Source organism: Azospirillum doebereinerae (assembly GCF_003989665.1).
In the GTDB taxonomy this organism is placed as follows: Bacteria; Pseudomonadota; Alphaproteobacteria; order Azospirillales; family Azospirillaceae; genus Azospirillum; species Azospirillum doebereinerae.
Map to the genome: position 1 here is coordinate 1 of NZ_RZIJ01000007.1, position 23,970 is coordinate 23,970.

A 23,970-nucleotide genomic window follows, 5' to 3' on the forward strand; every position below is an offset into this window, starting at 1 on the left:
TGGCTCGACGTCGCCCGGCGCGACTGGTCGGACGAGCTGCTGGCCGTGACCCGCCTGACCCGCGCCCACATGCCCGATCTCGCCGAAGGCTCGGCCCCGGTCGCCCGGCTGTCCCCCGATTTCGCCCGGCGCTGGGGCATGAAGGCGCCGCCGGTGGTGGCGGGTGGGGCGGGGGACTGCGCGGCGAGCGCCGTCGGGCTGGGCGCCATCACGCCGGGCGACGCCTTCCTCAGCCTCGGCACGTCGGGGGTGGTGTGGACGACGACCAACCGCTTCCTGCCCAACCCAGCGCTGGCGGTCCACGCCTTCTGCCACGCCCTGCCCGGCGTCTGGCACCAGATGGGCGTCATGCTGTCGGCGGCGGCCTCGTTGGCCTGGGCGGCGACGGCGCTGGGGGCAGGGGCGGGCGCCGGGGAGGCGGAGCTGCTGGCGCCGCTGGGCGATGCGGTGGACGGCCCGTCGCCGGTCGCCTTCCTGCCCTACCTGTCGGGCGAGCGCACCCCCCACAACGACGCCACCGTGCGCGGCCTGTTCGCCGGGCTGGCGGCCGACACCGGGCGCGACGCGCTGGTGCAGGCGGTGCTGGAGGGCGTCGCCTTCGCCGCCCGCGACAATCTGGCGGCGCTCGGGCAGAGGCCGGAATCCATCGATCTGGCCGGCGGCGGTTCCCGCTCGCGGCTGTGGGCGCGGATCTGCGCCGACGCGCTCGGCCTGACCGTCCACCGCATCGAGGACGGCGAGGTCGGCGCCGCGCTGGGCGCCGCCCATCTCGGCCGCATGGCGGCGACCGGCGCGGATCCCGCCACCGTCTGCCGCAAGCCCCGCCGCCTGGAATCCTTCTCCCCCGACCCGGTCCGCGCCGACGCCTACACCCGTGCGTGGGAACGCTGGCGCCGGCTCTACCCCCTTGCCAAGGAGTTCGCGTCTTGAGCACCGTCCCCTTCTTCGGCGACCTGTCCCCGGTGGCGTACCGGGGGCCGGACAGCCGCGACCCGCTGTCCTACCGCTGGTACGACAAGGATCGCGTGGTGATGGGCAAGCGGATGGAGGAGCATCTGCGCCTCGCCGCCTGCTACTGGCACAGCTTCTGCTGGCCGGGCGGCGATCCCTTCGGCGGCGAGACCTTCCTGCGGCCGTGGATGCGCCCCGGCCTCGACCCGATGGCGGCGGCGCGCGACAAGGCCGACGTCGCCTTCGAGATGTTCCGCCTGCTCGACATCCCCTTCTTCTGCTTCCACGACCTCGACGCCGCCCCCGAAGGCGCCACGCTGGCCGAAAGCACCGACAATCTGAAGGCGGTCACCGAACTGTTCGCCGCCAGGATGGAGAGCGCCAAGGTCCGGCTGCTGTGGGGCACCGCCAACCTGTTCTCGCACCGGCGCTACATGGCGGGCGCGGCGACCAACCCCGATCCGGACGTCTTCCTCTACGCCTGCGGGCAGGTCCGCGCGGCGCTGGAGGCGACGCACGCGCTGGGCGGCGCCAACTACGTCATGTGGGGCGGGCGCGAGGGGTACGAGACGCTGCTGAACACCGACCTTGGCCGCGAGTTGGGCCAGATGGGCCGCTTCCTGTCGATGGTGGTCGAGCACAAGCACAAGATCGGCTTCAAGGGCCCGATCCTGATCGAGCCGAAACCGCGCGAGCCGACCAAGCACCAGTACGACTTCGACGTCGCCACCGTTTACGGCTTCCTGGCGCGCTACGACCTGCTGGCCGACGTGCGGGTGAACATCGAGCAGAACCACGCCATCCTGGCCGGCCACAGCTTCCAGCACGAGGTGGGGCTGGCGCTGGCGCTGGGGATCTTCGGCTCGCTCGACATGAATCGCGGCGACGCTCTGCTGGGCTGGGACACCGACCAGTTCGCCAACGACGTCGGCGAGACCACGCTGGTGCTGCACGACATCCTGAAAGGCGGCGGCTTCACCACCGGCGGCCTGAATTTCGACGCCAAGATCCGGCGCCAGTCGATCGACCCGGCCGACCTGCTGCATGGCCATGTCGGCGGCATCGACACCTGCGCCCGCGCCCTGCTGCAAGCCGCCGCGATGCTGGAGGACGAGGCGCTGACCGCCCCGCTCGCCGAGCGCTACGCCGGCTGGGACGGCGCGGAGGGCCGGGCCATCCTGGCCGGCCAGCGCGATCTCGCCACGCTGGCCGACCGCGCGCTCGCCACCGGCGTCAACCCGCAGCCGCGCTCCGGCCGGCAGGAGCGTCTGGAGACCGTCGTCAACCGCTACGTCTGAGCCGCGCCCACCGCTCATCATTAATCGACAAGGGCCGCCGCACGGACGGCCTCACAGGGAGGGAACACGATGAAGCACCGCCTCGCCACCCCCATCGCGACCGCCGCCACCGGCCTGTTCCTGACGCTGGCCGCCGGCACGACCGCCACCGTCGCGCTCGCCGCCGGGCCGACCGTCGGCGTGTCCTGGTCCAACTTCCAGGAGGAGCGCTGGAAGACCGACGAGGCGGCCATCAAGGCGGTGATCGAGAAGGCCGGGGGCACCTACGTCTCGGCCGACGCGCAATCCTCGCCGGCCAAGCAGCTGTCCGACATCGAATCGCTGATCGCCCGTGGCGCCACCGCGCTGATCATCCTGGCGCAGGACGGCGACGCCATCCGCCCGGCGGTGGAGAAGGCGGCGGCGGAGGGCATCCCGGTGGTCGGCTACGACCGGCTGATCGAGATCCCGTCGGCCTTCTACATCACCTTCGACAACAAGGAGGTCGGCCGGTTGCAGGCCCGCAGCGTCTTCGCCGCCAAGCCCAAGGGCAACTACGCCTTCATCAAGGGCTCCTCCACCGATCCCAACGCCGACTTCCTGTTCGCCGGCCAGATGGAGGTGCTGAAGGAGGCCATCGACCGCGGCGACGTCAGGAACGTCGGCGAGGCCTACACCGACAAGTGGTTGCCGGCCATCGCCCAGCAGAACATGGAGCAGATCCTGACCAAGACCGGCAACAAGGTCGACGCGGTGGTCGCCTCCAACGACGGGACGGCGGGCGGCGTGGTGGCGGCGCTGGCGGCGCAGGGGCTGGCCGGGTCGGTGCCGGTGTCGGGCCAGGACGGCGACAAGGCGGCGCTCAACCGCATCGCGCTCGGCACCCAGACGGTGTCGGTGTGGAAGGACGCGCGCGAGCTGGGCCGCCGCGCGGCGGAGATCGCCCTGGAGCTGGCCGGCGGCAAGAAGATGAGCGCCGTCGACGGCGCGACCAGCTTCAACGGCGGGCCGAAGAAGCAGGCGATGACCTCGCTGTTCCTGACGCCGGTCGCCATCACCAGGGACAACCTGAACCAAGTGATCGACGCCGGCTGGGTGACGAAGGACGTGGTCTGCCAGGGCGTCAAGAAGGGCGCGGTCAAGGTCTGCGACTGATGGCCGAGCCGTCCACCCTGTCGTCCCCGGCGCCTCGGACCGAGGCGCCGGGGGAAGTGCCGGCCGCCACGGCCGCCGGCCGGTCCGGCATTGGCCGGTTTGGCATCGGCGACGCCCTGCGCGCGCTGGAACTGGACACGAGGCTGGTCGGGATGATCGGCGCGCTCGCCGTCATCTGGATCGGCTTCGACGTCCTGACCGGCGGCGCCTTCCTCACCCCGCGCAACCTGTGGAACCTCTCGGTGCAGGCGGCGTCGGTCGGGGTGATGGCGACCGGCATGGTGCTGGTCATCGTCACCCGCAACATCGACCTGTCGGTCGGCTCGATCCTGGGCTTCACCGGCATGGTGGTCGGCGTGCTGCAGGCGCGGCTGCTGCCGGAGCTGTGGGGCTTCGACCACCCCCTGACCTGGGCGGCGGCGGTGGCGGCCGGCATCGCCGTCGGCGGGGTGGTCGGCGCGCTGCAAGGGGCGATCGTCGCCTATCTCGGCGTGTCGTCCTTCATCGTCACGCTCGGCGGGCTGCTGGTCTGGCGCGGGGCCGCGTGGTGGGTGACGACCGGCCAGACCGTGGCGCCGATGGACGGGCTGTTCAAGCGGCTGGGCGGCGGCTTCGAGGGCGCCATCGGCGCCGGACCGAGCTGGCTGGTCGGGGCGGCGGCGATCGTGCTGGCGGTGGCGGCGCTGCTGCTGACCCGGCGGCGGCGCGCCGGCTTCGGCTTCCCGGTGCGGCCCTGGTGGGCGGAGGCGGCGGTGATCCTGCTGGTGGCCGCCGCCATCGTCGGGTCGGTGCTGGTGGTCAACGCCTACCCGCTGCCGCTGCCCGTCGTGCGGCGGATGGTGGAGGCGCAGGGGCTGTCGACCGACGGGCCGCTGCCGCCGATCGCCCATGGCTTCGCCATCCCGGTGCTGATCGCGCTGGCGGTGGGCGTGGCGGTGACCTTCCTGGCGAGCCGCACCCGCTTCGGCCGCTACGTCTTCGCCATCGGCGGCAACCCGGAGGCGGCGGAGCTGTCGGGCATCAACACCCGGCGCGTCCTGGTGATGGTGTTCGGGCTGATGGGCGCGTTGTGCGGCCTGTCGGCCTGCATCGCCACCGCGCGGCTGAACGCCGCCACCAACGCCAACGGCACGCTGGACGAGCTGTACGTGATCGCCGCCGCGATCATCGGCGGCACCTCGCTGGCCGGCGGTGTCGGCACCATCCACGGCGCCATGCTGGGGGCGCTGGTGATGCAGTCGCTCCAGTCCGGCATGGTGCTGCTGGGGGTCGACGCGCCGATGCAGAACATCGTCGTCGGCGTCGTCCTGGTCGCCGCGGTCTACATCGACACGCTCTATCGCAAAGGTGTGAAATGACGGAGATCAGCCTGCCCGCGCCCGTGGCGCCGGAGCCGCCGGTCCCGCTGGTGGAGATGCGCGACGTATCGATCGCGTTCGGCGGCATCAAGGCGGTGGACGGCGTCAGCATCGACCTCCACGCCGGCGAGGTGGTCGGGCTGCTCGGCCACAATGGGGCGGGCAAATCGACGCTGATCAAGATCCTGTCGGGGGCCTACGCCGCCGACCATGGCGAGATCCGCGTGAACGGCGAGCCGGTCCACATCGCCAGCCCGCGCGACGCCAAGCGCTGCGGCATCGAGACGATCTACCAGACGCTGGCGCTCGCCGACAACGTCGACGCCGCCGCCAACATCTTCCTGGGACGGGAGAAGCTGACCGCCTGGGGCACGCTGGACGACCACGCCATGGAGGCGGAGGCGCGGGCGGTGATGGGCCGCCTCAACCCGCATTTCCGCCGTTTCAAGGAGCCGGTGAAGGCGCTGTCGGGGGGCCAGCGCCAGTCGGTCGCCATCGCCCGCGCCATCCATTTCGACGCCCGCGTCCTGATCATGGACGAGCCGACCGCGGCGCTCGGCCCCGCCGAAACCCGGCAGGTGGGCGAACTGGTGAAGCAGCTGAAGCAGGAAGGCATCGGCATCTTCCTGATTTCCCACGACATCCACGACGTGTTCGATCTGGCCGACCGCATCCACGTCATGAAGAACGGCAAGCTGGTCGGCACGGCGACAGTGTCCGACGTGACCCAGGACGAGGTGCTGGGGATGATCATCCTCGGCAAATGCCCGCCGGGCGCCACCCCCGGCCCCGGAGCGATGGCCTGACCGGCGGCTGGATGCCGTTCAGGCTTCCCTCAAGCTCTGGCTTGGGTCGACGGCTATCCCACGCTTGCCCCGCTGCGGTTCTACGGTCATGAATCGATTCATGACCGCTTCGCCGTGGCGGCCGCGCAACCGCACGGCGCCACAGCCGTCACGGGCGGCGCCCGCATCGACCGGCCAGGCTTCCTCTTCCAGCCGACCGTCCTGACGGGGGCGCCGGCCTGCCGCGCCACGAGCGAGGAACCGTTCGGCCCGCTGGCGCCGGTCGCCCCGTTCCGTGATTTCGACGACACGGTGGCGTAGGCGAACCGGCTGCCGCCCGGCCTCGCCTCCTACGCCTTCGCCCGCGACCTCGCGACGGCCGGCCGACTGGCCGCTTTCATCAAGTGCGGCAACGTCGTGTTCAACCACTGGGTCGTGTCCTTCTCCGAAACCCCCTTCGGCGGGGTCGAGGAGGCGCTGGGCCGGGTCACCGGGCGCCCGGCCAAGCACCCGGTCCCCTCGGCAGACAGCCGCAGCATCGCCGACACCATTGCCGCCGCGCTGCCGGCAGCGGCGTTCCGGCGGCTGTCCTGGCGCCAGGGCACCAAGGGCCCGTTGCAAGCCGACTTCGCGGCTGAACCGCGCCGGGTTTGTCGAAGGCTCCATTTCTTGGAGCTATGCGGGAATCTGGGTGATGACGGTTTGAAGAGGGCGGCGGATCGAGGCGGGTGACGAAGCCTGCCCGAACAGGACACCGCCAAGCTGATGGTGTTCAAGCTGATCACCGCCGTGGCAATAACCTTGCGCCGCCTCCAAGGCGAAAACCTGTTGCCCAAGATCATCCGCGGCGTCACATTCCGCGACGGCGTCGAGGTCACCGAAGTCGCGTCAGAGAACGCCGCCTGATCAGACCCTCCCCCAATTTCCCGCATAGCTCACGTCGCCGGGATCAAGGCGGTTCACGGCCCTATGTCGGCCCATCAAGGACTTTGCGCACTGCTCAGCGCCCAGATACGGCGCACGCTTCATGCGTGAGCGACCCAACCGCGCCATGTGAACGCCGAGTAGAACAATTGGGCATCCATAAAGCCACCCTTTCGCAGAACCGCTTCGTCTTCCTCGGGGCTCAGCATCTGCACACTCGCCTCCACGGCGTTGCGAGCAGCGTTTGCCTGTTCGGGAGCAGCCCCTGAAGCGACGGCATAGGCGGCGTAGCGATCCAGCCAGAGGCCGCGTTCGCCCGGCCCTTGCGGGAAGCTGCCGTGCGCGGCCACGAACGGCGCACCTGGGACGAGCCGCCGATGGATTTGGCGGACCGTCCTCTCGCGTTCCGGCACCGCCAGGAAGTGCAGCGTCAGCAGGCAGGTCGCCGCATCGAATGGTCCTTCGGGAGCGTCGTCGATATACCCTTCGACAAGCTCAACCCTGTCCATGTGCGGCCCAAGCGTGCGCTCCGCCAGCCGCAGCATTTCTGCTGCCGGATCGACGCCGATGAAGCGCCAGTGGGGATGAGCGTCGGCCAGCGCCTTGAGTTCGAGCCCACCGCCGGCCCCCAGCACGAGCACGTTCGCAGCGGGCGGCGCTCTTTCCGCCAGGAGCACCCCGGCCATTCCGTGCAGCCCGTCCAGCCCCGGCACGAAACGTTTTGGCCCTTCGGCGTAGCGGGCAACCGCGTCCGGATCGGAGAAGGTCTTCAGGAAGTGATTCGCGCCATTCGCGCTATCGTCAGACATGGTCGATCCCGATCCGTTTGGATGGATGACGCTCAAGGCGCCGGTGGAAGTCGGCGCTGAGCGCCGCCAGGGTCACACCCTGGAAGGAGGCCAGCAGAAGTTCCTGCGCCTCATGGAGGGCTCGGTCCAGTGCAGCGTTGACCGCCTGCTCCACTAGGCACTGCGGCGCCTCGCTCCGATTGCTGATCGCGAAGAGCGGCGGGCGGTCCAGGGCCTCGTAAACATCAGCCAGGGTCACAGTGTTCAGGTCGCACGCCAAGCTCCAGCCGCCACCATGCCCCTTCTCCGATCGGACATAACCCCGCTTCCTCAGTCCCGCCATGGTCCGGCGAATGACAACGGCATTGGTTTGCATCGCCCGCGCCAACACCTCGGACGTGACCGGCCCCTGGTGCTCGGCCATGTGCAGCAGCACATGGAGAACACCGGATAAACGAGTATCGCGGCTCATGTATCATACATTGTTACATGAAAGGCGGCGCGTCAAGCGGAGTTGATCAGCGTCTCCGTCGTGGTTGCAAGTTCCCCAGCGCCGCTGGTGGACGAGGCGCACGAGCTGTATGACGAGACGTTGATCCTTATGCGATCCCACGGATCGTCGCCTTCGGTGCGGGGAGCCGACCTGGCAGATAGCGCAAGCGCGGGCGCGCCAGCGGGAGGCCGGTTGCTCACCCGCTTTTCAGCGACATTCGTCAGCGCCCGTGCGAGATCCAGCTCCTGATAAGGCTTCTGAAGAACCGGGTGGCTCTTCCAGGCATCGTCGAGGCCGGCAACGCCGTAGCCGGTGGAGACGATGAACGGAACTCCATGTTCGCTCAGCGCTTCCGCGACCGGGTAGACCTTCTCGCCGGCGATGTTGACGTCCAGCACGGCGACCTCGGGTGCGGTGTGGGATCATGAACGACAGCAGCGGAAACTTTCTTGCAGTGTCAAGGCTTGCCACAAAACGATATTTCACCCAATGCCTGCGCTGCCGGCTGAGAAGAGGCAGGCGGGTTGGGAAAGGAAAAGGGCTCCGAGGAAGGCCGTGACGGGTTCGGTGGTCGGAGGGGATGCATCCATGTGTCCGGCCTGTTTTCGCAGCCGTGGCTGTTGGCCTTGATGAATTCCGCGGACCGAAGCCCAAATCACCTCAACGCGCTCGAAGGCGCTTGGTCCCCGTGGGTTTGATAATCCCCGGCCCAGCCGGTTCGTCATCACGTCTCACCACCCTGGCACATCCACCCGCCGAGCAATCTCCCGCTTTGCCGGGTGAACAGCGACTACGCGGCGACCGGTGCCTCGTAGGTTTTTCCCCGTGTCATCACCGCCTAGGCGATGCGGGCGGTTTTGTTGGCCAAGGCCACGGCGGCCAGCTTCGCTGGCTTGCGCTCCGACAGCTTCGTCGCCCAGCTTCGGCTGGCGTTGTCTTTGCGGGCCAACCGCATGACCGCCGTGGCGCCGCCGCTGTGCGCCTTCGGCGTCAGGCCAAGCCACGCGGCGAACTGGCGGCCGGATCGGAACAAGCTTCCGTCCGGCACGGCCGCCGCGATCGCACTCGCGGTGATCGGACCGATGCTGGGAGTGGTAGCCAACCGTCGGCTGACATCGCTGGCCCGATGCCAAACCAGGATGCGCTCCTCCAGTCGTTCGATCTCGGCGCCGAGGTGGCGAAGTTGCTCGACGATCCCGTGCAGCGCCAGCCGCGCCAACTCGGCAACTGATCCTGTGCCTCATGCAGGGCTTCGACGATGGTCTTCACGCCGCCAAGCCCTTTCGCCGCGATGATGCCGAATTCCGCGAGGTGTCCGCGCAGCCCGTTGACCAGCATCGTCCGTTGCCGGACCAGCAGATCGCGGGTCTTGTGCAGCATCAAAGCCGCCTGCTGGTCGGTCGTCTTGATGGCGACGAACCGCATCGTCGGCCGGGTCACCGCTTCGCGGATCGCCTCGGCGTCCGCCGCATCCGTCTTGCCGCGCTTCACATAGGGCTTGACGTAGGCGGGCGGCATCAACTTCACCGTATGCCCGAGCGCCGCGATTTCCCGGGCCCAATGGTGCGCCGTGCCGCAAGCCTCGATCCCGACCCGGCACGACGGCACACCCTGCAAGAACTTCAGCATCTCGCCACGACGCAGTTGCCGGCGAACCAGAACCTTTCCCTCGGCGGTGACCCCATGAACCTGGAAGACATTCTTTGCCGGATCCAGACCGACCGTCACCAGAGTGGTCATCAGCCGCTCCTGTAAGGTGGTTCCTTCAACGACCTCAGCTTGACACCGTTTCCCGGTGAAAGGGCCGTCCACCACATCATCTCAGTAGAGCGCGTTCGGGCTTGATTCCCGATCTGCGGCGCGTGTCGGCTTTGTTTTGAAGAGGCCGCCTACTGCGCGGCCAAATCCCCGAACGGGTAGCGCAGGGTCGCGCGCGCGTAGTTCTCGACATAGGCCATCAAACGGTCGGACGCGGCGGCGGCGGCCTCCACGTCGCCCTTGTGGATCGCCAGCATGAGGTCGGCGTGGGTGCTGGCGCCGTCCTCCAGGCTGCCCGAATGGGTGTGGTAGTTCTGGAACCAGAACCGCCGCGACAGCGACCGCAGGGGCCGGATGGTCTGGGCCGCCACCGGGTTGCGGGCGCATTGGTCGAGGATCTGGTTGACCTCCTGATCCAGATGCATGAAGCGCATGCCGTCGCCCGACCGGGCCGCGTCGAGCATCGCTTCGGCGATGGCCCGGCAGCGCTCCCGCTCGTCGGGCAGGGCGTAGCGGGCGGCGCGGCGGGCGATCAGCCGCTCCAGCTCGCGGCGGACGTCCAGCACGTAGAGCTGGAGCTTGATGTCCACCTCGGTCACCATGATCCCGCGCGAGGGCACGATGGTGACCAGGCCGTCCATCTCCAGCCGCTTCAGCGCCTCGCGGACCGGGGTGCGCCCGATGCCGAGTTGGGCGCTGAGCTGCTTTTCAGACACGAAGCCGCGCGGCGGCAGCGTGCCCGATACGATCAACTCCTCGATCCCGGCGTAGGCCTGATCGGCCATCGATCCCAGCTCGGCGGCTCCAACGGCGGTCTGGCCGGCTTCGGTCTGGTTGCCCGGATCTGTCACGGCACCGCCCCATCCCTTTTGTCCCGGCCGGGTTCGTCCCCGGCCCTGTCCGACGCCTTGGCGCCCCCGCCCTGGCTTAGCGCGCTCCGGCGGGGGGCGCAAGACGCGGCGGGGATGCCGTCAGGGCTTTTCGGCCTTCACGGCCTTCGCGACCAGCGGGCATTCGCTCTCGGCCAGCGGGCGGGCGGCGTCGGCCGCCGCGATGACGCCGAGCTGCTTGTAGTAGTCCCACGGCCCCTTCGACTCCGCCGGGGACTTCACCTCGAACAGGTACATGTCGCGCAGCACCCGGCCGTCCTCGCGGATGCGCCCGTCCTTGGTCATGAAGTCGTTGATCGGCGTGTCGCGCATCGTCTTCATCACCGTCGCCGTTTCGGCGGTGCCGGCGGCCTTCACCGCCTTCAGGTAATGGGTGATGGCGCCGTAGTCGCCGGCCTGGACCATCGTCGGCATCCGTCCGGTCCGCTCGAAGAAGCGCTTGGAAAAGGCCCGCGTGGCGTCGTTCTGGTCCCAGTAGAAGGATTCGGTCAGCACCAGCCCCTGCGCCGTCTCCAGCCCGAGCGCGTGGATGTCGGACAGGAACATCAGCAGCCCCGCCAGCTTCTGGCCTTGGCGGGTGACACCGAATTCGGCCGCCTGCTTGACGGTGTTGATCAGGTCGCCGCCGGCGTTGGCCAGCCCGATGACCTTCGCCTTGCTCGACTGCGCCTGCAGCAGGTAGGACGAGAAATCGGCGCTGTTCAGCGGGTGGCGCGCGGCGCCCAGCACCTTGCCGCCCGCCCCGGTGACGAAGGCGGCGGTGTCGCGCTCCAGCGACAGGCCGAAGGAATAGTCCAGCGTGATGAAGTACCAGCTGTCGCCGCCCTGCTTCACCATGGTCTTGCCCGTGCCGGCGGCCAGCGCGTAGGTGTCGTAGACCCAATGCACGCCGTTGGGCGAGCAGGCCTTGCCGGTGAAGTCGGACGACCCGCCGGCGGTGCCAAAGACGATCTTGTTCTTGCGCCGGGTCAGCTCCTGGATCGCCAGCATCACCGCCGAGTTCGGCAGGTCGATGATGACCTCGACGTTCTTGTTGTCGTACCAGTCGGCGGCGATCTGCGACCCGATGTCGGCCTTGTTCTGGTGGTCGGCGGACAGCACCTCGACCGGGCGGCCGAGGACCGAGGCGCCGAAATCCTCCACCGCCATCTTGACCGCCTCGACGCTGCCCTTGCCGCTGAGGTCGGCCAGCGAGCCGGACAGGTCGGTCAGCACGCCGATGCGGATCGGCCCCGTCGCGGCGGGCGCCGCCGGGGCGGCCGTCGGCGCGGCGGTCTGGGCCGCCGCCGGAGCGGCCAGCCAGGGGGACGCGCACAGGGCGAAAACGGCCGTGGCCGCCAGAAGCGCGCGGGTGATGGGTTTCGTCATGGATCGTTCCTCCCTCTTCGTGTTTTCGTGTCGCCCTTTTCGGGCCTCCGGAGCGCGCGCCGTTACGGCGCCGCCCTGGTCGCGGCCTCGGACGCCGCCGCGATGGCGAGGCGCGATTCCTCCCCGGCGTGGCAGATGCCCTGCAGGGCCGCCGCCATGTCCAGCATGGTCGGCAGATCGACCCGCCCGGCCTGTTGCAGCATGCGCTTGGTCATCCGCACCGCTTCGGGCGGGTTCGCCGCGATCTCCTGGGCCAGGGCCAGGGCGGCGGGCATCAGTTCCGCGTCGGGGACGACGCGCGAGACCAGCCCCCAGGCGAGGGCCTGCTCGGCGGTGATCGCCCGGCCGGTGAAGGCCATCTCGGCGGCGACCGCCGGTCCGCCGATCCGCGACAGGAACCACAGCCCGCCGTCGCCGGAGATCAGCCCGAGCTTGACGAAGTTCGAGCTGATGCGGGCGGACGCCCCGGCGATGCGCAGGTCGCACATGAAGACCAGATCGCAGCCCGCGCCATAGGCCGGGCCGTTGATCGCCGCGATCACCGGAATCTCCAGGTTCGCCATGGCGCGCGGGATGCGCTGCACCCCGGCGCGGTAGGCGTTGCGAACCTGATCGGCCGGGCCGCCGAACATGCCGCGCCGGTTGCGGATGTCGTGGATGTTGCCGCCCGCGCTGAACGCCTTGCCGGCCCCGGTCACCACCAGCGCCCGGACGCCGCGGTCGGCCCCGACCGCCTCCAGCGCGGCGACCAGCGGGTCCAGCACCGGCGGGTCGGTCACCGCGTTGCGGGTCTTCGGCGCGTCCAGCGTCAGCACCGCGACGGCGCCCTGGCGCTCCAGCCGGACGGTGCCGGCGGTCTCGTCCCGCTCACTCATGCATCACCACCACGGCGCGGATCACGTCGCCGCGCTCCACCTCCTCGAACGCGTCGTTGATCGCCTCCAGCGGCAGGCGGCGGTCGATCAGCTCGTCCAGACACAGCCGGCCGTCCAGATAGGCGTGGGCGTAGGCCGGGAAATCGTCCGCCGCCCGCGCCCCGCCCAGGCTGGAGCGCAGGATGCGCCGCTCCCCGGTGATCGAGCCGAAGCGCAGTTCGATCAGGCGGTTGGGATCGGTCTTGCCGAGGATGGTCACGCTGCCGCCCGGCCGGGTCGCGTCGACCGAGTCCTGGAGCGAGCCGACCACCCCCGCCGCCTCGAAGGCGTGGTCGGCGCCGCGCCCGCCGGTGAGCGCGCGGATCTGTTCCGCCACGTTCATCCCTTCCTCCGCCAGGATCGTGTGGGTGGCACCGAATTTGCGGGCGCGTTCCAGCTTGTCGGCCCGGCGGTCGACCGCGACGATCGCCCCCGCGCCGGCCAGCCGGGCGCCCTGCACCACGTTCAGCCCGACCGGTCCGCAGCCCACCACCACCACACTGTCGCCGAGCCCGACCTTCGCCACGCGCAGCGCGGCGCCGACGCCGGTGATGACGCTGCACCCCAGCAGGCAGGCCCGGTCGAACGGCATCGCGTCCGGCACCGGAATGGCCGCCGCCTCGGGCACCACCGCGTATTCGGCGAAGGACGAGACGCTGAGGAAATGCCCGACCTCCTCCCCGTCGGCGGCCCGCAGGCGCTTGCGCCCGGCCGACAGGGTGGCGGCACGGTGGTTGGGGACCACCAGCTCGCACAGCATCGGCTGGTCGTGGCGGCAGTAGTAGCATTGGCCGCAGGCGGCGTAGATGGTGCAGACGACGCGCTGACCCGGCTTCACCCGCTGCACCGCCGAGCCGACCGCCTCGACCACCCCGGCGCCCTCATGGCCGAGCACCACCGGCACCGGCACCGCGAAGGCACCGGTCATCGCCTCGCGGTCGGTGTGGCAGAGCCCGGCCGCGTGCACGCGGATCAGGACGTCGTTCGGCTCCAGCGGCGCCAGGGTCAGGCGTTCGATGGACAGCGGCGCCCCGACCTCGCGAAGCACCGCCGCCCGGAAGGGCGATCCCGCCATCCCCCTCTACTCCGCCGCCACGGCGTGCCGGAGGATGCCGTCGTCGCTGCCGGTCTCCAGCGGGTCGCAGCGGCGGGCCACCACCCATTCGGGGCGTGGGTTCTCGATCGCCTGCGGCCGGTTGGAGACCTGATTGTAGACGGTGTAGATGTGCCAGCGCGAATGGCGCGACATGTTGTGGCCCGACCCGTGGACGAGGTTCGGGTGGAACAGCACCACGGTGCCCGGCTTTCCGGTGATCGCCACCGGATCCCCGAACGTGGTCATGATGTCGATGACCTGCTGCTTGGGCACCGTCCACAGCTTGTAGGAGGTCGTCGTCTCGTCCATCTCGGGGTCGAGCCGGCCCAGCTTGTGGCTGCCGGGGATGAAGTACAGGCAGCCGCCGATTTCCGTCGCCTCGTCCAGCATCAGCAGCGAGGTGGTCATATCCGAGCGGGCCACGCCGTCGGTCTTCCAGTAGCCGTAATCCTGGTGCCACTGCCAGATGGCGCCGTCGATGGCGTCCTTCAGGTTGCACTTGGTGTGGTAGACGTAGACCGGTTCGTCGCCCAGCACCTGACGGGCCGGGTCCAGCACGCGCGGCAGCGTCGCCAGCGCCTGGAAGGGCGGCGAGGCGGTCGGGCTCTCCTCGTCGTGGACGCGGAACACCGTGCGGACCGTCCCGCTCTTCTCGCGGATCACGCCCTCGGCCTCGACCCCCGCCACCCGCAGAAGGTCGTGGCGCAGCGCCTCCACCTCGTCGCGCGACACCAGTCCGGGGAACACCAGGAACCCGCGCTCCTCATACTCGGCCATCTGGGCGTCCGTCAGTCTCATGGCTTCCTCCTCGCGGTGAATTTCAAGATATTGTTGATGTTCAGCCGATATATCGGTAGCGTATTATCGTATGCAAACGAGTTCAATCAGAATCTGAACGATCCGCGTGACGAACCAAAAACGCGGTTCTCCAGGCGCCGACGCCACGAGCGGGGGCGGCCTGGAACCGGCGCGCGGACGGCTTGGAAGGGAGGAATCGGGACGATGGCGCTCTGGGTCGATCTGGTCGAAACCGAGTTTCTCGAACCGCTGCGGCGCGCCGTGGCCGAACATGTGGAGCCGCAGGCCGACGCCATCGACCGCGACGACGTCTACCCCGTCGCGGCGATCAAGGCGTTGGCCCGGCACGGCTACAACAGCCTGACCCTGCCGGCGGACCAGGGCGGCCGGGGCCTCGGCTTCGCCCATTGCGCCGCCCTGTTCGAGGAGGCGTCCTACGCCAGCGCCGCCGTCGGCATCAGCCTGATCACCATCCTCCAGGCCCAGACGATCATCCGCCTCTTCGCCGCCGACAGCCTGAAGGCCGCCGTCCTGCCGGAGTTCGGGCAGGGCCTGATCACCTCCTACGCCCTGACCGAGGCGAACCACGGCAGCGACATCCGCAGCCTGGACACCAAGGCGGTGCGCGACGGCGACCGCTGGATCCTGACCGGGCGCAAATCCTTCATCACGTCGGGCTCGGCGGCGGAAGCCTACGTGATCCTGGCGGAGACGCCGGTCGGCGTGTCGGTCTTCTTCGTGCGCCAGGGCATGGAGGGCGTCTCGACGGAGGAAGGGCCGAACGCCGCCACCTTCGGCCTGCGCAACGGCCCGCACGTCGATCTGGTCCTCGACCGCGTGGCGCTGCCGGCCGACCACCTGATCGGGGTGGAGGGCAAGGGCGTGCGGCAGGCGGTGACGACGCTGGACTATTCGCGCACGATGGCCGCCGCCATCAGCCTGGGCATCGCGCGGGCCGCCTTCGACGGTGCCCTTTCCTTCGCCGCCGGGCGCAGCGCCTTCGACCGCAAGATCCTGGATTTCCAGGGAATCCAATGGTACTTCGCCGACATGCTGGCGGAGATCGACGCCGCCCGCCTGCTGACCTACGCGGCGGCGCGGGCGCTGGACGACCACGACGACATCGCCCGTTTCGGCAGCGAGGCCAAGCTGCTGGCCAGCCGGGTCGCGACCGACACCGCCGCCCGCGCGGTGCAGATCTGCGGCGCCTACGGCGTCATGGAATCGGCGCGCTTCGGGCGCTACCTGCGCGACGCCAAGGCCTACGAGATCGCCGGCGGCTCGTCGGAAATCCTCAAGAACACCATCGCCAAACGCCTGCAGCAGCACGCGGCAAGCGGAATGGCCGGAAGCCGGGAGGCACGCCCGTGATCGCCGACCCCCTCTACGCCCGCGCCGCCGCCACGCCGGACCGCCCCTTCCTGCTGTTCGGCGACCGCACCATCACCTACGGCGCCATGGCCGCCCTGGTGGACGCCGCCGTCAAGCGCCTCGCCGGGCAGGGCGTGCGCGCCGGGCAGACCGTGGCGATGATGGTCGGCAACCGGCCGGGCTTCCTCGTCGCTTGGTTCGCCCTGTCGGAGTTGGGCGCCATCGCCGTGCCGATCAACACCGCGCTGGTCGGCGAGGGGTTGCGCTATCTGCTGGAACAGAGCGAAGCCTCCCTGCTGATCGCGGAGGACGCCTTCCGGGACAGCCTGCCGGCGCTCGCCCCTCCGTTGGTCCCCATGGACGAGCGCTTCGAGGAGACGGCCGCGACGGCGTGGACACCGCGCCAGCGCCTCGCCCTGTCCGGCGGCACCGCGAACGCCATTCTCTACACCTCCGGCACCACGGGGCTGCCCAAGGGCGCGGTCATCTCCAACGCCTGCTACGAACTGGCCGGCGCGCACATGGCGGCGGCGCTGGAGCTGACGGAGGCCGACCGCATCCTCGTCTTCCTGCCGCTGTTCCACGCCAACCCGCAGATGTACGGGGTGATGTCCTGCCTGCACGCCGGGGCGGTGCTGGCGCTGCTGCCGCGCTTCTCGGCGTCGCGGCTGCTCGACGACGTGCGGCGCTACGGCGCCACCGGTTTCACCTATGTCGGAACCGTGCTGAGCATCCTGGCCAAGCGGCTGACCGAAGCGGACCACGACCACACGCTGCGCTGGGCGGTCGGCGGCGGCGCCCCGCCCAGCGTCTGGCGCGACATCGAGGAGCGTTTGGGCATCGCGCTCCGCGAACTCTACGGCATGACCGAGACCGGGGGCTGGGTGACGATGAACACCGCCGCCGCGTCGCGCTTCGGCTCGGTCGGCGCCCCCCGCCCCGACACCGAGGTGCAGGTGGTGGACGCGGACGACAACCCGGTTCCTCCCGGCGTGAAGGGCGAGATCGTCACGCGGCCCGGTCGCCCCGGCCTGATGTTCGACGGCTATTGGAAGAAGCCGGAGGCGACCGTTGCGGCGACCCGGAACCTGTGGCTGCACACCGGCGACCGCGGCGCCTTCGACGCGGACGGCTTCCTGCATTTCGACGGCCGAATGAAGGAACTGATCCGGCGCGGCGGCGAGATGATCGCACCGGCGGAGATCGAGCTTGCCCTGTTGAAGCACCCCGCCGTGCAGGATTGCGCCGTCGTCGGCGTGCCGGACGACGTCATGGGCGAGGAGATCAAGGCCGTCGTGGTTCCCCGGCCCGGTTTCGTTCCACGCGATGTGGAAACCTTCCTGCAAGGCCGCGTTCCGGGCTTCATGATCCCCCGCTTCGTCGAGACGCGGCCGGAGATCCCAAAGACCGCGACGCAAAAGGTCCAGCGCCATCTGCTGTTGGAGCGTCTGCCGAGCACGGTCGATCTCAGACCGACGGGAACCGGCCGGTAACCGGGAAGATGGCGTCCACGGACATGGTGGAAGCTTGCCGATCGCCTGAGACCAAATCCCTCAGTGCAACGAGATGAAATCCATGGAAACTTACAGAGCCATCCGAGGTCACACGTATCTTGACGATTGGCACTGTTAACCATACTCAATGGTTGTTGTCTCCATATGATTTTTCTCTTATGGTTGGGCGCCATCGCCATTGTGAGCGGCGCCATGAAAAGGGAGCTTCAGCACTTTGAGTCGAGCGGCGAACGGTATCGCTGGCCTCATCGCCATCGTCGCGACGTCGTGGCCGGGGCTGGCTTGGGCGCAAATGACGCCGACGCCGCGCTATGCGCAAGCGGGGGCTGCACCGACCGCACCGCCGACAGGGCCGGAAGTGCGGCTGACGCTGCCGGAAGCGGTCTATCTGGGGCTGCGCCGTGCCCCCGCCATCCGCAGCGCCTATCTGCAACGGGTCCTTGAAAAATACAATCTGTCCGTCTCGGAATCCGCCTTTTCGCCCAAGGGCGGCATCGTCGCGTCCGTCAACGCCGACCGCACCGGGGCGAGCCTGAACGGCTTCGGCCAACTGGCGCCGAGCGTGCAAGTGCTCACCCCGTTGGGCACGGCGATCAATTTTGGCTGGGACCTCCGACAGAGCAGCCGGCGCCAACGCGACAACGGCCTGCTGACCGGGGATTCGGCGCTGACCTTGTCGGTGATCCAGCCCTTGCTGAAAGGGGCCGGTTACGAGGTCAACATGGCCCCGGTCCGCGAAGCGCGGTTGCAGGAGCGGTACAACCAGCTTCGCCTGAAAGCCACGGTCGCCGATACGATCACCGGCATCGCCCGCGCCTATCATCAGTTCATTCAGGCGCGGCAGCAAGTCATCCTGGCCAAAGGCGCCTTGCAGCGCGCGCGGGAACTGGACGGCGCCAACCGGGCGCTGATCGCCGCCGGACGCATGGCGGAGATCGAGTTGGTGCAGGCACAATCGACCGTAGCGGCGCAGGAACTGGCGACGCTCCAGGCGGAAAACGCCTTCGACGCGACGCGGCTCGCGCTGCTGACCCTGTTGGCGATCGACCCGGAAACGCGGATCCTGCCGGCCGACACGCTGACCGCCAGCCCGGTGCGGGTCGACTTGAAAACCGTGACGGCCTTGGCGTTCGACAACCGCCCCGATTATCTCTCCCAGCTCATCGCCATCGAAAGCGCCCGCATCGGTCTGGTCATCGCCACGAACCAGCAGGAGTGGGATCTGTCGCTGGGGATCGGCGTCAGCACGCCCGGCGGAGGGCGCACCGGCTGGCGCGCCACCGAAGGTCTGCCCAACACAAAAACCGATCTGCGGGCCGGGCTGCAACTGACCATTCCCATCAACAACCCGGCGGTCAGGCAACGCGAAGTCCAGGCCACGGTCGGGTTGCGCCAAGGCGAAGTGCTGCTGGAACAGATTCGCGCGCAGGTCGACCAGCAGGTGCGGGACGGCGTGCGGACCGTCGACATCGCCTGGCGCCAATACACGTTGAGCCGGCAGGTCCGGGAGCTGTCGGCGCAAACCCTGGCGAACGAAATGGTCAAGCTGCGGGCCGGGCGGTCGGGCAACTTCCAGGTCGTTTCGTACCAGGAGCAGTTGCGCGGGGCGGAAAACGGCGAGTTGACCGCGCTGGTCGCCTATCTCGACGCGCTGATCACCCTCGACCAGCTGTTGGGCACCACCCTGGACACCTGGAGCGTTCACTTGAACGACGCCGCGCCATGACCCCGGCGCGCTTTGTCCTTGCCGTCGCGTCGACCGCCTTGGGCGCCGTGGGCGGCTGTGCCGGACCTTACACGTTGCCCGACCCCCTGGCCGCCCCGACCATGGCGTTTCCGTCGCAAGCGTCGCCGCCTCTGCCCGCCTACGTCACGCCGCTGGCCGAAGCGCCGGTGTCGATGACGCTGGACGGCGGACGCGGCCGTCTGCCGTGAGGGACGGTAGTCCGCCCATGGCGCTTCTCGATCTTTCCGGCGTCCACAAGGCTCATGGCGACGGCCCCAACCGGGTGCCGGTGCTGCGCGACGTGTCCTTCGCCATCGCGCCGGGGGAGGTCTGCGCCATCACCGGAGCCTCGGGATCGGGCAAATCCACCCTGCTCAACCTGATCGGGCTGCTCGACCGGCCGGATTCCGGGCGCCTGCTGTTCGAAGGGGAGGACGTGGCGCGCGCCACCCCCGACCGGCAGGCCCGCCTGCGCAGCCGGCGGATCGGTTTCGTCTTTCAATCCTTCCATCTGCTGCCGCGGCTGACGGCGCTGGACAACGTCGCCCTGCCGTTCCTGTACCGCGGGCTGTCGCCGCGCGCCTGCCGTGGACACGCGGCGGCGATGCTGCAACGGGTCGGGTTGGCCGACCGCGCCGGCCACCGGCCGGAGGAACTGTCGGGCGGCCAGCGCCAGCGGGTGGCCATCGCCCGCGCCCTGGTCGGGCGGCCGGCCCTGCTGCTGGCCGACGAGCCGACCGGCAACCTCGACAGCGGCGCGGCGCGGCGCATCATCGACCTGTTCTTCGAACTGAACGCCGAGACCGGGGTCGCCGTCGTCCTGGTCACGCACGACCCCGGCATCGCCGCCCGCTGTCCGCGCCGCCTGACCATGGACGACGGCCGGCTGACGGCCGACGGACGGGACCCGCCGTGACGCCGCCCAGCGACCATCCGCCCGACGCTCCGCCCGACCATCCGCCCGACCATCCGCCCGATGAGCGGCACGGCGGCGGCCGTCTCCGCGAGCTGGTCGCCGACGCCTTCCGCAACCTGTGTTCGGTGCGGCAGCGGTCGCTGCTGGCGTTGCTGGGCGTCGTCATCGGCACGGCGGCGGTGATCGCCCTGGTCAACATCGGCGACAACGCCAAGCACCACGCGCTGAGCCAGTTCCAGGCCATGGGAACCGACCTTCTGACGGTGCGGCGGGAGTTCTCGGCCCTCGGCCAGCCCCCCGCCTTCACCCTGGACGACGTGGCCGCGCTGGCCGCCCTGCCCGAAATCGACGCCGCCGCCCCCCTGGCGGTGGGCGGGCTGGAGATCGTCCGGGGCCGCGCCCGCGTCTCCCTCGGCGTCGCCGGAGTGACCGCCGAGTTCTTCCGGCTGACCCGGCTGACCGCCGCCGCCGGCCGTGTCCTGTCCCCGCTCGACGCCCGGCAAACCAGCGTCGTGCTGGGCTCCGGCGCCGTCCGGCAACTGGCGGGAGAGGGCGCGCCCCCGGCGGTGGGCCAGTGGATTCGGTTGGGCGGCTACAACTACACGATCGTCGGCGTTCTGGAGCCGACGGTCGCCAATCCCCTGCTGCCCATCGACACCGACAACGCCGTCTTCGTCCCGCTGGAGGGCATGCGGCGGGTGGCCGCCGGCGGCGACATCGCCGGCATCGTGCTGCGCAAACCGCCGGAGACGGACGACCGGGCCGCCGGAGCCGCCGTCGCCGGCCATTTCGCCGCCCCGCCCCGGCCGCGCCCGGTGGCGGTCCAGACCGCCCGCCAGATGATCGCCGCCATGGCCGAACAGATGGAGGTCTACGCCCTGCTGCTGGCCGCCGTGGGCGGCATTTCCCTGGTCGTCGGCGGCGTCGGGGTGATGAACGTCATGCTGATGAGCGTGGTGGAGCGGCGGCGGGAAATCGGCCTGCGGCTGGCGCTGGGCGCGCGGCCCCGCGACATCCGGGCCATGTTCCTGATCGAGGCGACGGCCCTGTCGGTTGCCGGCGGCGGTCTGGGCGCCCTTCTGGGGCTGGCGGCGGCGGCCGTCTACGCCCGTTCCGCCGGTTGGGATTTCATCCTGTCGGCCGCCGCGCCGCCGCTGGGGATCGGCATGTCGCTTGCCGTCGGCCTGTTCTTCGGCCTCTACCCGGCGATCCGCGCCTCGCGCCTCGACCCCATCGTCGCCCTGCGCGCCGAATGACGCCCGCGCCCCGCAGCCCGCTCGGCGGGCTGCCTGGGCAACCCCCACAGCGCGATCACCACCGCCACATTGGCCGATGATTCCGATTTTCTTTCCGAAAGATATCATCTATAGGTTTATTGAAATTGTCAAAACATCTCGCAAAAGAAGTTAGAAGCCTAAGTATTCTCTGAAAAATAAGACTGACGACAAACTTCGTCCCTTAAGATTGCCGGCGGGCCGGATATGACCACGGGAAGGCGGCCCGTGGCGGACACCGGAAGCCCGCGCCCCTTCGGAGGCAACGCGGTTCCGGATGTCTCAATCACCCCGCCGAACATCGTCCATGTCGCGGCGCCAACCAAAACCGCGACATTCAACCTTGGGGGAAAACATGAACGGTAAAATTCTGGCGCTCCTGGGCGCGTCCATCCTCGCCACCCTGTCCGGCACCGCGTCGGCTCAGAGTATCCTTACGGCAACGGCGAAAAATACCACCCCGGTGACGACAACCTTTTCCTCGCCCTCGGGTTGTCAGGGGACGAATACGTTTGGGAGTTTGCTCAGCAATCAGTCGCAAACCTCCAATATCATCAGCCCTTTCTCGACATCCAACGGCTGTTCGATCCGCTACACTCGTGCTGACAATTCCCGTTATTGCAACTGGGTGCTGTCGCGGACCCGCAGTTCGCTGACCGGCCCGTGGAATTATCCCACCGTCACCACCACCAAAAGCTCGACTGGCGTGACCTGTACCAGCAGCATTACCTCGGTCGATGCCAGCGGCAACTGGTCGGTCAGTCTGACTATCGCGCCGTAAGCCAAGCGGCTTACCCAATTTAAGGGTTCATTGATGGGTAGATCCTAAATCAGAGCGACGGCTGGCGATTGTCAGCAACCGCTAGCCGTCAGCCAATTCGCCGGGTCCACACGTTATCTTCCCGGTTCGCCAGCACAGGAGCCGCAGATGACCCTAATCAGCGCCGCCCAATCTCCCGCCACGACCAGCGCCGTCGTTGTTGTAAGGGATAGCGCGGGGAGCACTCAGACCAACAGCCAGCCGACCGCCGCGACATCGAAAACCGGCCCAGTCGCCGTCGCGGCCGCCACTGTATTAAGCCTATCCGCTACCGCCACGGCAGCAACCACCGCCGCTTCTAAGGAACCCTCAACGGGTAAAAAAGATTTCGCCACCGTCGCCAAGGATGCTCGGGCCAGTCTGGACGCTGCTTATGAAAAGATAGGCAGAACTACGGATATGTATACGACGGATGCGGAATGGAAAACGTCTATCGCCGGCCTTGATCGGCGCGCTCTTTATGCCATAGCCAGCAATCAAGGCGGTCAATTCAACGAGATAGAGCAGGGGGCTGCAAAAACCAGCATGAGTAAGCAGGTGGATACGGCAATGGGACTGGACAATCCGGCTGCTGCCGCCAACCAGACCTCAGCTATGTCCAAAGCAGAAATACAATTTCTTGAAGGGGTCAGCGACGAGGAAAAGACCAGCTTCGACTGGGCGAAGCGACGGCCGAGCGCTCAATTCGGTTATGAGATTTTGTCCAAACGAGACGGGCAGGAACCTGAGAACCTCGACAGCGATAATCCAATTGTCAAGCTGATCAAGGGCGGCCTTGATCGGCTGAGGCAGACGGACGATTCTTCCCAACAACTGGAGGACACGCCCCAGTACAAGCAGGCGGTTCAATTGTCCGAACAGTTGAAGGCGGCGAACACCGCAAACTCTTCGGCCACGGGCGGGCACAAGCTCGACATCACGGCTTGAGCGGAACCGGTTCGCCAGCATAGGAGCCGTAGATGACCTCGATCAACGCCGCCCAATCCTCCGCTGCAACCAGCGCCACCGTTGCTATACGGGGTAGTGCGGGGAGTGCCCAGACCAACAGCCAGCCTGCCGCCGCGACGGCGAAACCCGGTCCGGCCTCGACCGTTGTCGCCACTGTGGTGAGCTTGTCCGCCACCGCTACGGCGGCGACCACTGCCGCCAAGGAACCTTCCATGGGCAAGAAGGATTTCGCCACCGTCGCTAAGGACGCACGGGCCAGTCTGGACACTGCATTTGAAAAGATGGGCAGAACCGCCGACAACCACACCACGGATGCGGAATGGAAAACGGCTGTCGCGGGCCTTGATCGGCGCGCTCTCTATGCCATCGCCAGCAATCAAGGTGGGAATTTCAGTGATTTGGAGCAGGGGCTTGCTAAATACACCATGAGCAAACAGGTGGATGCGGCAATGGGATTAGACAATCTGGCCGCTGCCGCCAACCAGAACTCAGCTATGTCAAAATCGGAAATACAGTTCCTTGAGGGAGTCAGCGACGAGGAAAAGACCAGTATTGATTGGGCAAAGCGGCGGGCTTCTTCTCAATTCACTTACGATTTTCTGTCGGAGCGAGAGGGAAAAGAACCGGAGAACCTCGACAGCGAGAATCCAATCGTCAAGCTGATCAAGGGGGGCCTCGATCGGTTGAGGCAGTCAGGCGATTCTTCCCAACAATTGGAGGACACACCCCAGTACAAGCAGGCGGTGCAATTGTCCGAACAGTTGAAAGCGGCGAACGCTCCAAATCCCTCGGCCACGAGCGGGCACAAGATCGACATCACGGCCTGACACGGCTGTTTCAGGGGCG

22 protein-coding genes and 3 pseudogenes are annotated in these 23,970 nt (G+C 68.3%); 16 read left to right on the forward strand and 9 right to left on the reverse strand.

Annotated features, from left to right (window positions below):
- The 7 genes and pseudogenes from EJ913_RS10575 to EJ913_RS10610 form a co-directional block, all read left to right on the forward strand.
- Positions 1–930: xylulokinase (locus tag EJ913_RS10575; RefSeq protein ID WP_244939317.1), on the forward strand; the 930-nt coding region annotated here is incomplete at its 5' end.
- A complete protein-coding gene (gene xylA, locus EJ913_RS10580; RefSeq protein ID WP_126997563.1) occupies positions 927–2,249 on the forward strand; it encodes a xylose isomerase in 1,323 nt (440 codons plus the stop codon). The genes EJ913_RS10575 and xylA, both read left to right, overlap by 4 nt.
- 69 nt (positions 2,250–2,318) lie before the next feature.
- Positions 2,319–3,383 carry a D-xylose ABC transporter substrate-binding protein gene (gene xylF, locus EJ913_RS10585; RefSeq protein WP_211098921.1) on the forward strand — a complete coding sequence of 355 codons (1,065 nt, stop codon included), beginning with the start codon at positions 2,319–2,321 and terminating at the stop codon, positions 3,381–3,383.
- Complete coding sequence (locus EJ913_RS10590; RefSeq protein WP_126997565.1) at positions 3,383–4,741, forward strand: sugar ABC transporter permease; 1,359 nt, start codon at positions 3,383–3,385, stop codon at positions 4,739–4,741. The genes xylF and EJ913_RS10590 overlap by 1 nt, the downstream gene beginning before the upstream one ends.
- Positions 4,738–5,547 (forward strand): ATP-binding cassette domain-containing protein, encoded by an 810-nt coding sequence (locus EJ913_RS10595; RefSeq protein WP_126997567.1) that lies wholly within the window; start codon positions 4,738–4,740, stop codon positions 5,545–5,547. Before EJ913_RS10590 ends, EJ913_RS10595 begins: the two co-directional genes overlap by 4 nt.
- Before the next feature lie 114 nt (positions 5,548–5,661).
- Positions 5,662–6,258: pseudogene (locus tag EJ913_RS32965) on the forward strand (aldehyde dehydrogenase family protein).
- Between the two features lie 15 nt (positions 6,259–6,273).
- Positions 6,274–6,432, forward strand: a pseudogene (locus EJ913_RS10610) (IS256 family transposase); the annotation flags it as partial.
- 119 nt (positions 6,433–6,551) lie between these two features.
- Here the strand turns inward: EJ913_RS10610 and EJ913_RS10615 are convergent.
- The 9 genes and pseudogenes from EJ913_RS10615 to EJ913_RS10655 all read right to left on the reverse strand — a co-directional run bounded on the left by EJ913_RS10615 (position 6,552) and on the right by EJ913_RS10655 (position 14,555).
- On the reverse strand, positions 6,552–7,259 hold the full coding sequence (locus EJ913_RS10615; RefSeq protein ID WP_126997573.1) for a class I SAM-dependent methyltransferase: 708 nt from the start codon (positions 7,257–7,259) through the stop codon (positions 6,552–6,554).
- Positions 7,252–7,710, reverse strand: coding sequence for an Rrf2 family transcriptional regulator (locus tag EJ913_RS10620; RefSeq protein ID WP_126997575.1), 459 nt, complete (start codon positions 7,708–7,710; stop codon positions 7,252–7,254). Before EJ913_RS10620 ends, EJ913_RS10615 begins: the two co-directional genes overlap by 8 nt.
- Before the next feature lie 32 nt (positions 7,711–7,742).
- The gene (locus EJ913_RS10625; RefSeq protein WP_126997577.1) at positions 7,743–8,129 is read right to left on the reverse strand and encodes a response regulator; all 387 of its coding nucleotides are present in this window, start codon (positions 8,127–8,129) and stop codon (positions 7,743–7,745) included.
- Positions 8,130–8,569: 440 nt separating this feature from the next.
- A pseudogene (locus tag EJ913_RS10630) lies at positions 8,570–9,471 on the reverse strand (IS110 family RNA-guided transposase).
- 149 nt (positions 9,472–9,620) lie between these two features.
- Positions 9,621–10,340, reverse strand: coding sequence for a GntR family transcriptional regulator (locus EJ913_RS10635; RefSeq protein WP_126997579.1), 720 nt, complete (start codon positions 10,338–10,340; stop codon positions 9,621–9,623).
- A gap of 120 nt (positions 10,341–10,460) precedes the next feature.
- The gene (locus EJ913_RS10640) at positions 10,461–11,747 is read right to left on the reverse strand and encodes an ABC transporter substrate-binding protein (protein WP_126997581.1); all 1,287 of its coding nucleotides are present in this window, start codon (positions 11,745–11,747) and stop codon (positions 10,461–10,463) included.
- A gap of 62 nt (positions 11,748–11,809) precedes the next feature.
- Positions 11,810–12,622: an enoyl-CoA hydratase-related protein gene (locus EJ913_RS10645; RefSeq protein WP_126997583.1), complete on the reverse strand. Its 813-nt coding sequence runs from the start codon at positions 12,620–12,622 to the stop codon at positions 11,810–11,812.
- Positions 12,615–13,736 (reverse strand): alcohol dehydrogenase catalytic domain-containing protein, encoded by a 1,122-nt coding sequence (locus tag EJ913_RS10650; protein WP_126997585.1) that lies wholly within the window; start codon positions 13,734–13,736, stop codon positions 12,615–12,617. The genes EJ913_RS10645 and EJ913_RS10650 overlap by 8 nt, the downstream gene beginning before the upstream one ends.
- Before the next feature lie 6 nt (positions 13,737–13,742).
- On the reverse strand, positions 13,743–14,555 hold the full coding sequence (locus EJ913_RS10655; protein WP_126997586.1) for a phytanoyl-CoA dioxygenase family protein: 813 nt from the start codon (positions 14,553–14,555) through the stop codon (positions 13,743–13,745).
- A 204-nt stretch (positions 14,556–14,759) separates the two neighbouring features.
- On the opposite strand from EJ913_RS10655, the gene EJ913_RS10660 reads away from it, so the two are divergent.
- The 9 genes from EJ913_RS10660 (at position 14,760) to EJ913_RS10695 (ending at position 23,951) form a co-directional block, all read left to right on the forward strand.
- Positions 14,760–15,926, forward strand: a complete 1,167-nt coding sequence (locus tag EJ913_RS10660) for an acyl-CoA dehydrogenase family protein (protein ID WP_126997588.1) — start codon at positions 14,760–14,762, stop codon at positions 15,924–15,926.
- Positions 15,923–17,419, forward strand: coding sequence for a class I adenylate-forming enzyme family protein (locus tag EJ913_RS10665; RefSeq protein ID WP_126997590.1), 1,497 nt, complete (start codon positions 15,923–15,925; stop codon positions 17,417–17,419). Before EJ913_RS10660 ends, EJ913_RS10665 begins: the two co-directional genes overlap by 4 nt.
- Before the next feature lie 235 nt (positions 17,420–17,654).
- Positions 17,655–19,166, forward strand: a complete 1,512-nt coding sequence (locus EJ913_RS10670) for a TolC family protein (RefSeq protein ID WP_238519204.1) — start codon at positions 17,655–17,657, stop codon at positions 19,164–19,166.
- A 74-nt stretch (positions 19,167–19,240) separates the two neighbouring features.
- A complete protein-coding gene (locus EJ913_RS32970) occupies positions 19,241–19,375 on the forward strand; it encodes a hypothetical protein (RefSeq protein WP_274389712.1) in 135 nt (44 codons plus the stop codon).
- A 17-nt stretch (positions 19,376–19,392) separates the two neighbouring features.
- The gene (locus EJ913_RS10675; protein WP_126997592.1) at positions 19,393–20,082 is read left to right on the forward strand and encodes an ABC transporter ATP-binding protein; all 690 of its coding nucleotides are present in this window, start codon (positions 19,393–19,395) and stop codon (positions 20,080–20,082) included.
- Positions 20,079–21,338, forward strand: a complete 1,260-nt coding sequence (locus EJ913_RS10680) for an ABC transporter permease (protein ID WP_126997594.1) — start codon at positions 20,079–20,081, stop codon at positions 21,336–21,338. Before EJ913_RS10675 ends, EJ913_RS10680 begins: the two co-directional genes overlap by 4 nt.
- Before the next feature lie 373 nt (positions 21,339–21,711).
- The gene (locus tag EJ913_RS10685; protein WP_126997596.1) at positions 21,712–22,137 is read left to right on the forward strand and encodes a hypothetical protein; all 426 of its coding nucleotides are present in this window, start codon (positions 21,712–21,714) and stop codon (positions 22,135–22,137) included.
- A 147-nt stretch (positions 22,138–22,284) separates the two neighbouring features.
- Entirely contained in the window at positions 22,285–23,103 is an 819-nt protein-coding gene (locus EJ913_RS10690; RefSeq protein WP_126997598.1) for a hypothetical protein, read from the forward strand.
- Positions 23,104–23,135: 32 nt separating this feature from the next.
- Entirely contained in the window at positions 23,136–23,951 is an 816-nt protein-coding gene (locus EJ913_RS10695) for a hypothetical protein (RefSeq protein ID WP_126997600.1), read from the forward strand.
- The last annotated feature ends 19 nt before the right edge of the window (positions 23,952–23,970 follow it).

What these genes read in the sequence shown, in the direction of transcription:
- xylF (WP_211098921.1), top strand. Translation starts at nt 2,319, where the DNA reads ATGAAGCACCGCCTCGCCACCCCCATCGCGACCGCCGCCACCGGCCTG.
- EJ913_RS10590 (WP_126997565.1), top strand. Translation starts at nt 3,383, where the DNA reads ATGGCCGAGCCGTCCACCCTGTCGTCCCCGGCGCCTCGGACCGAGGCG.
- EJ913_RS10595 (WP_126997567.1), top strand. Translation starts at nt 4,738, where the DNA reads ATGACGGAGATCAGCCTGCCCGCGCCCGTGGCGCCGGAGCCGCCGGTC.
- EJ913_RS10615 (WP_126997573.1), bottom strand. Translation starts at nt 7,259, where the DNA reads ATGTCTGACGATAGCGCGAATGGCGCGAATCACTTCCTGAAGACCTTC.
- EJ913_RS10620 (WP_126997575.1), bottom strand. Translation starts at nt 7,710, where the DNA reads ATGAGCCGCGATACTCGTTTATCCGGTGTTCTCCATGTGCTGCTGCAC.
- EJ913_RS10640 (WP_126997581.1), bottom strand. Translation starts at nt 11,747, where the DNA reads ATGACGAAACCCATCACCCGCGCGCTTCTGGCGGCCACGGCCGTTTTC.
- EJ913_RS10645 (WP_126997583.1), bottom strand. Translation starts at nt 12,622, where the DNA reads ATGAGTGAGCGGGACGAGACCGCCGGCACCGTCCGGCTGGAGCGCCAG.
- EJ913_RS10650 (WP_126997585.1), bottom strand. Translation starts at nt 13,736, where the DNA reads ATGGCGGGATCGCCCTTCCGGGCGGCGGTGCTTCGCGAGGTCGGGGCG.
- EJ913_RS10655 (WP_126997586.1), bottom strand. Translation starts at nt 14,555, where the DNA reads ATGAGACTGACGGACGCCCAGATGGCCGAGTATGAGGAGCGCGGGTTC.
- EJ913_RS10660 (WP_126997588.1), top strand. Translation starts at nt 14,760, where the DNA reads ATGGCGCTCTGGGTCGATCTGGTCGAAACCGAGTTTCTCGAACCGCTG.
- EJ913_RS10675 (WP_126997592.1), top strand. Translation starts at nt 19,393, where the DNA reads ATGGCGCTTCTCGATCTTTCCGGCGTCCACAAGGCTCATGGCGACGGC.
- EJ913_RS10685 (WP_126997596.1), top strand. Translation starts at nt 21,712, where the DNA reads ATGAACGGTAAAATTCTGGCGCTCCTGGGCGCGTCCATCCTCGCCACC.
- EJ913_RS10690 (WP_126997598.1), top strand. Translation starts at nt 22,285, where the DNA reads ATGACCCTAATCAGCGCCGCCCAATCTCCCGCCACGACCAGCGCCGTC.
- EJ913_RS10695 (WP_126997600.1), top strand. Translation starts at nt 23,136, where the DNA reads ATGACCTCGATCAACGCCGCCCAATCCTCCGCTGCAACCAGCGCCACC.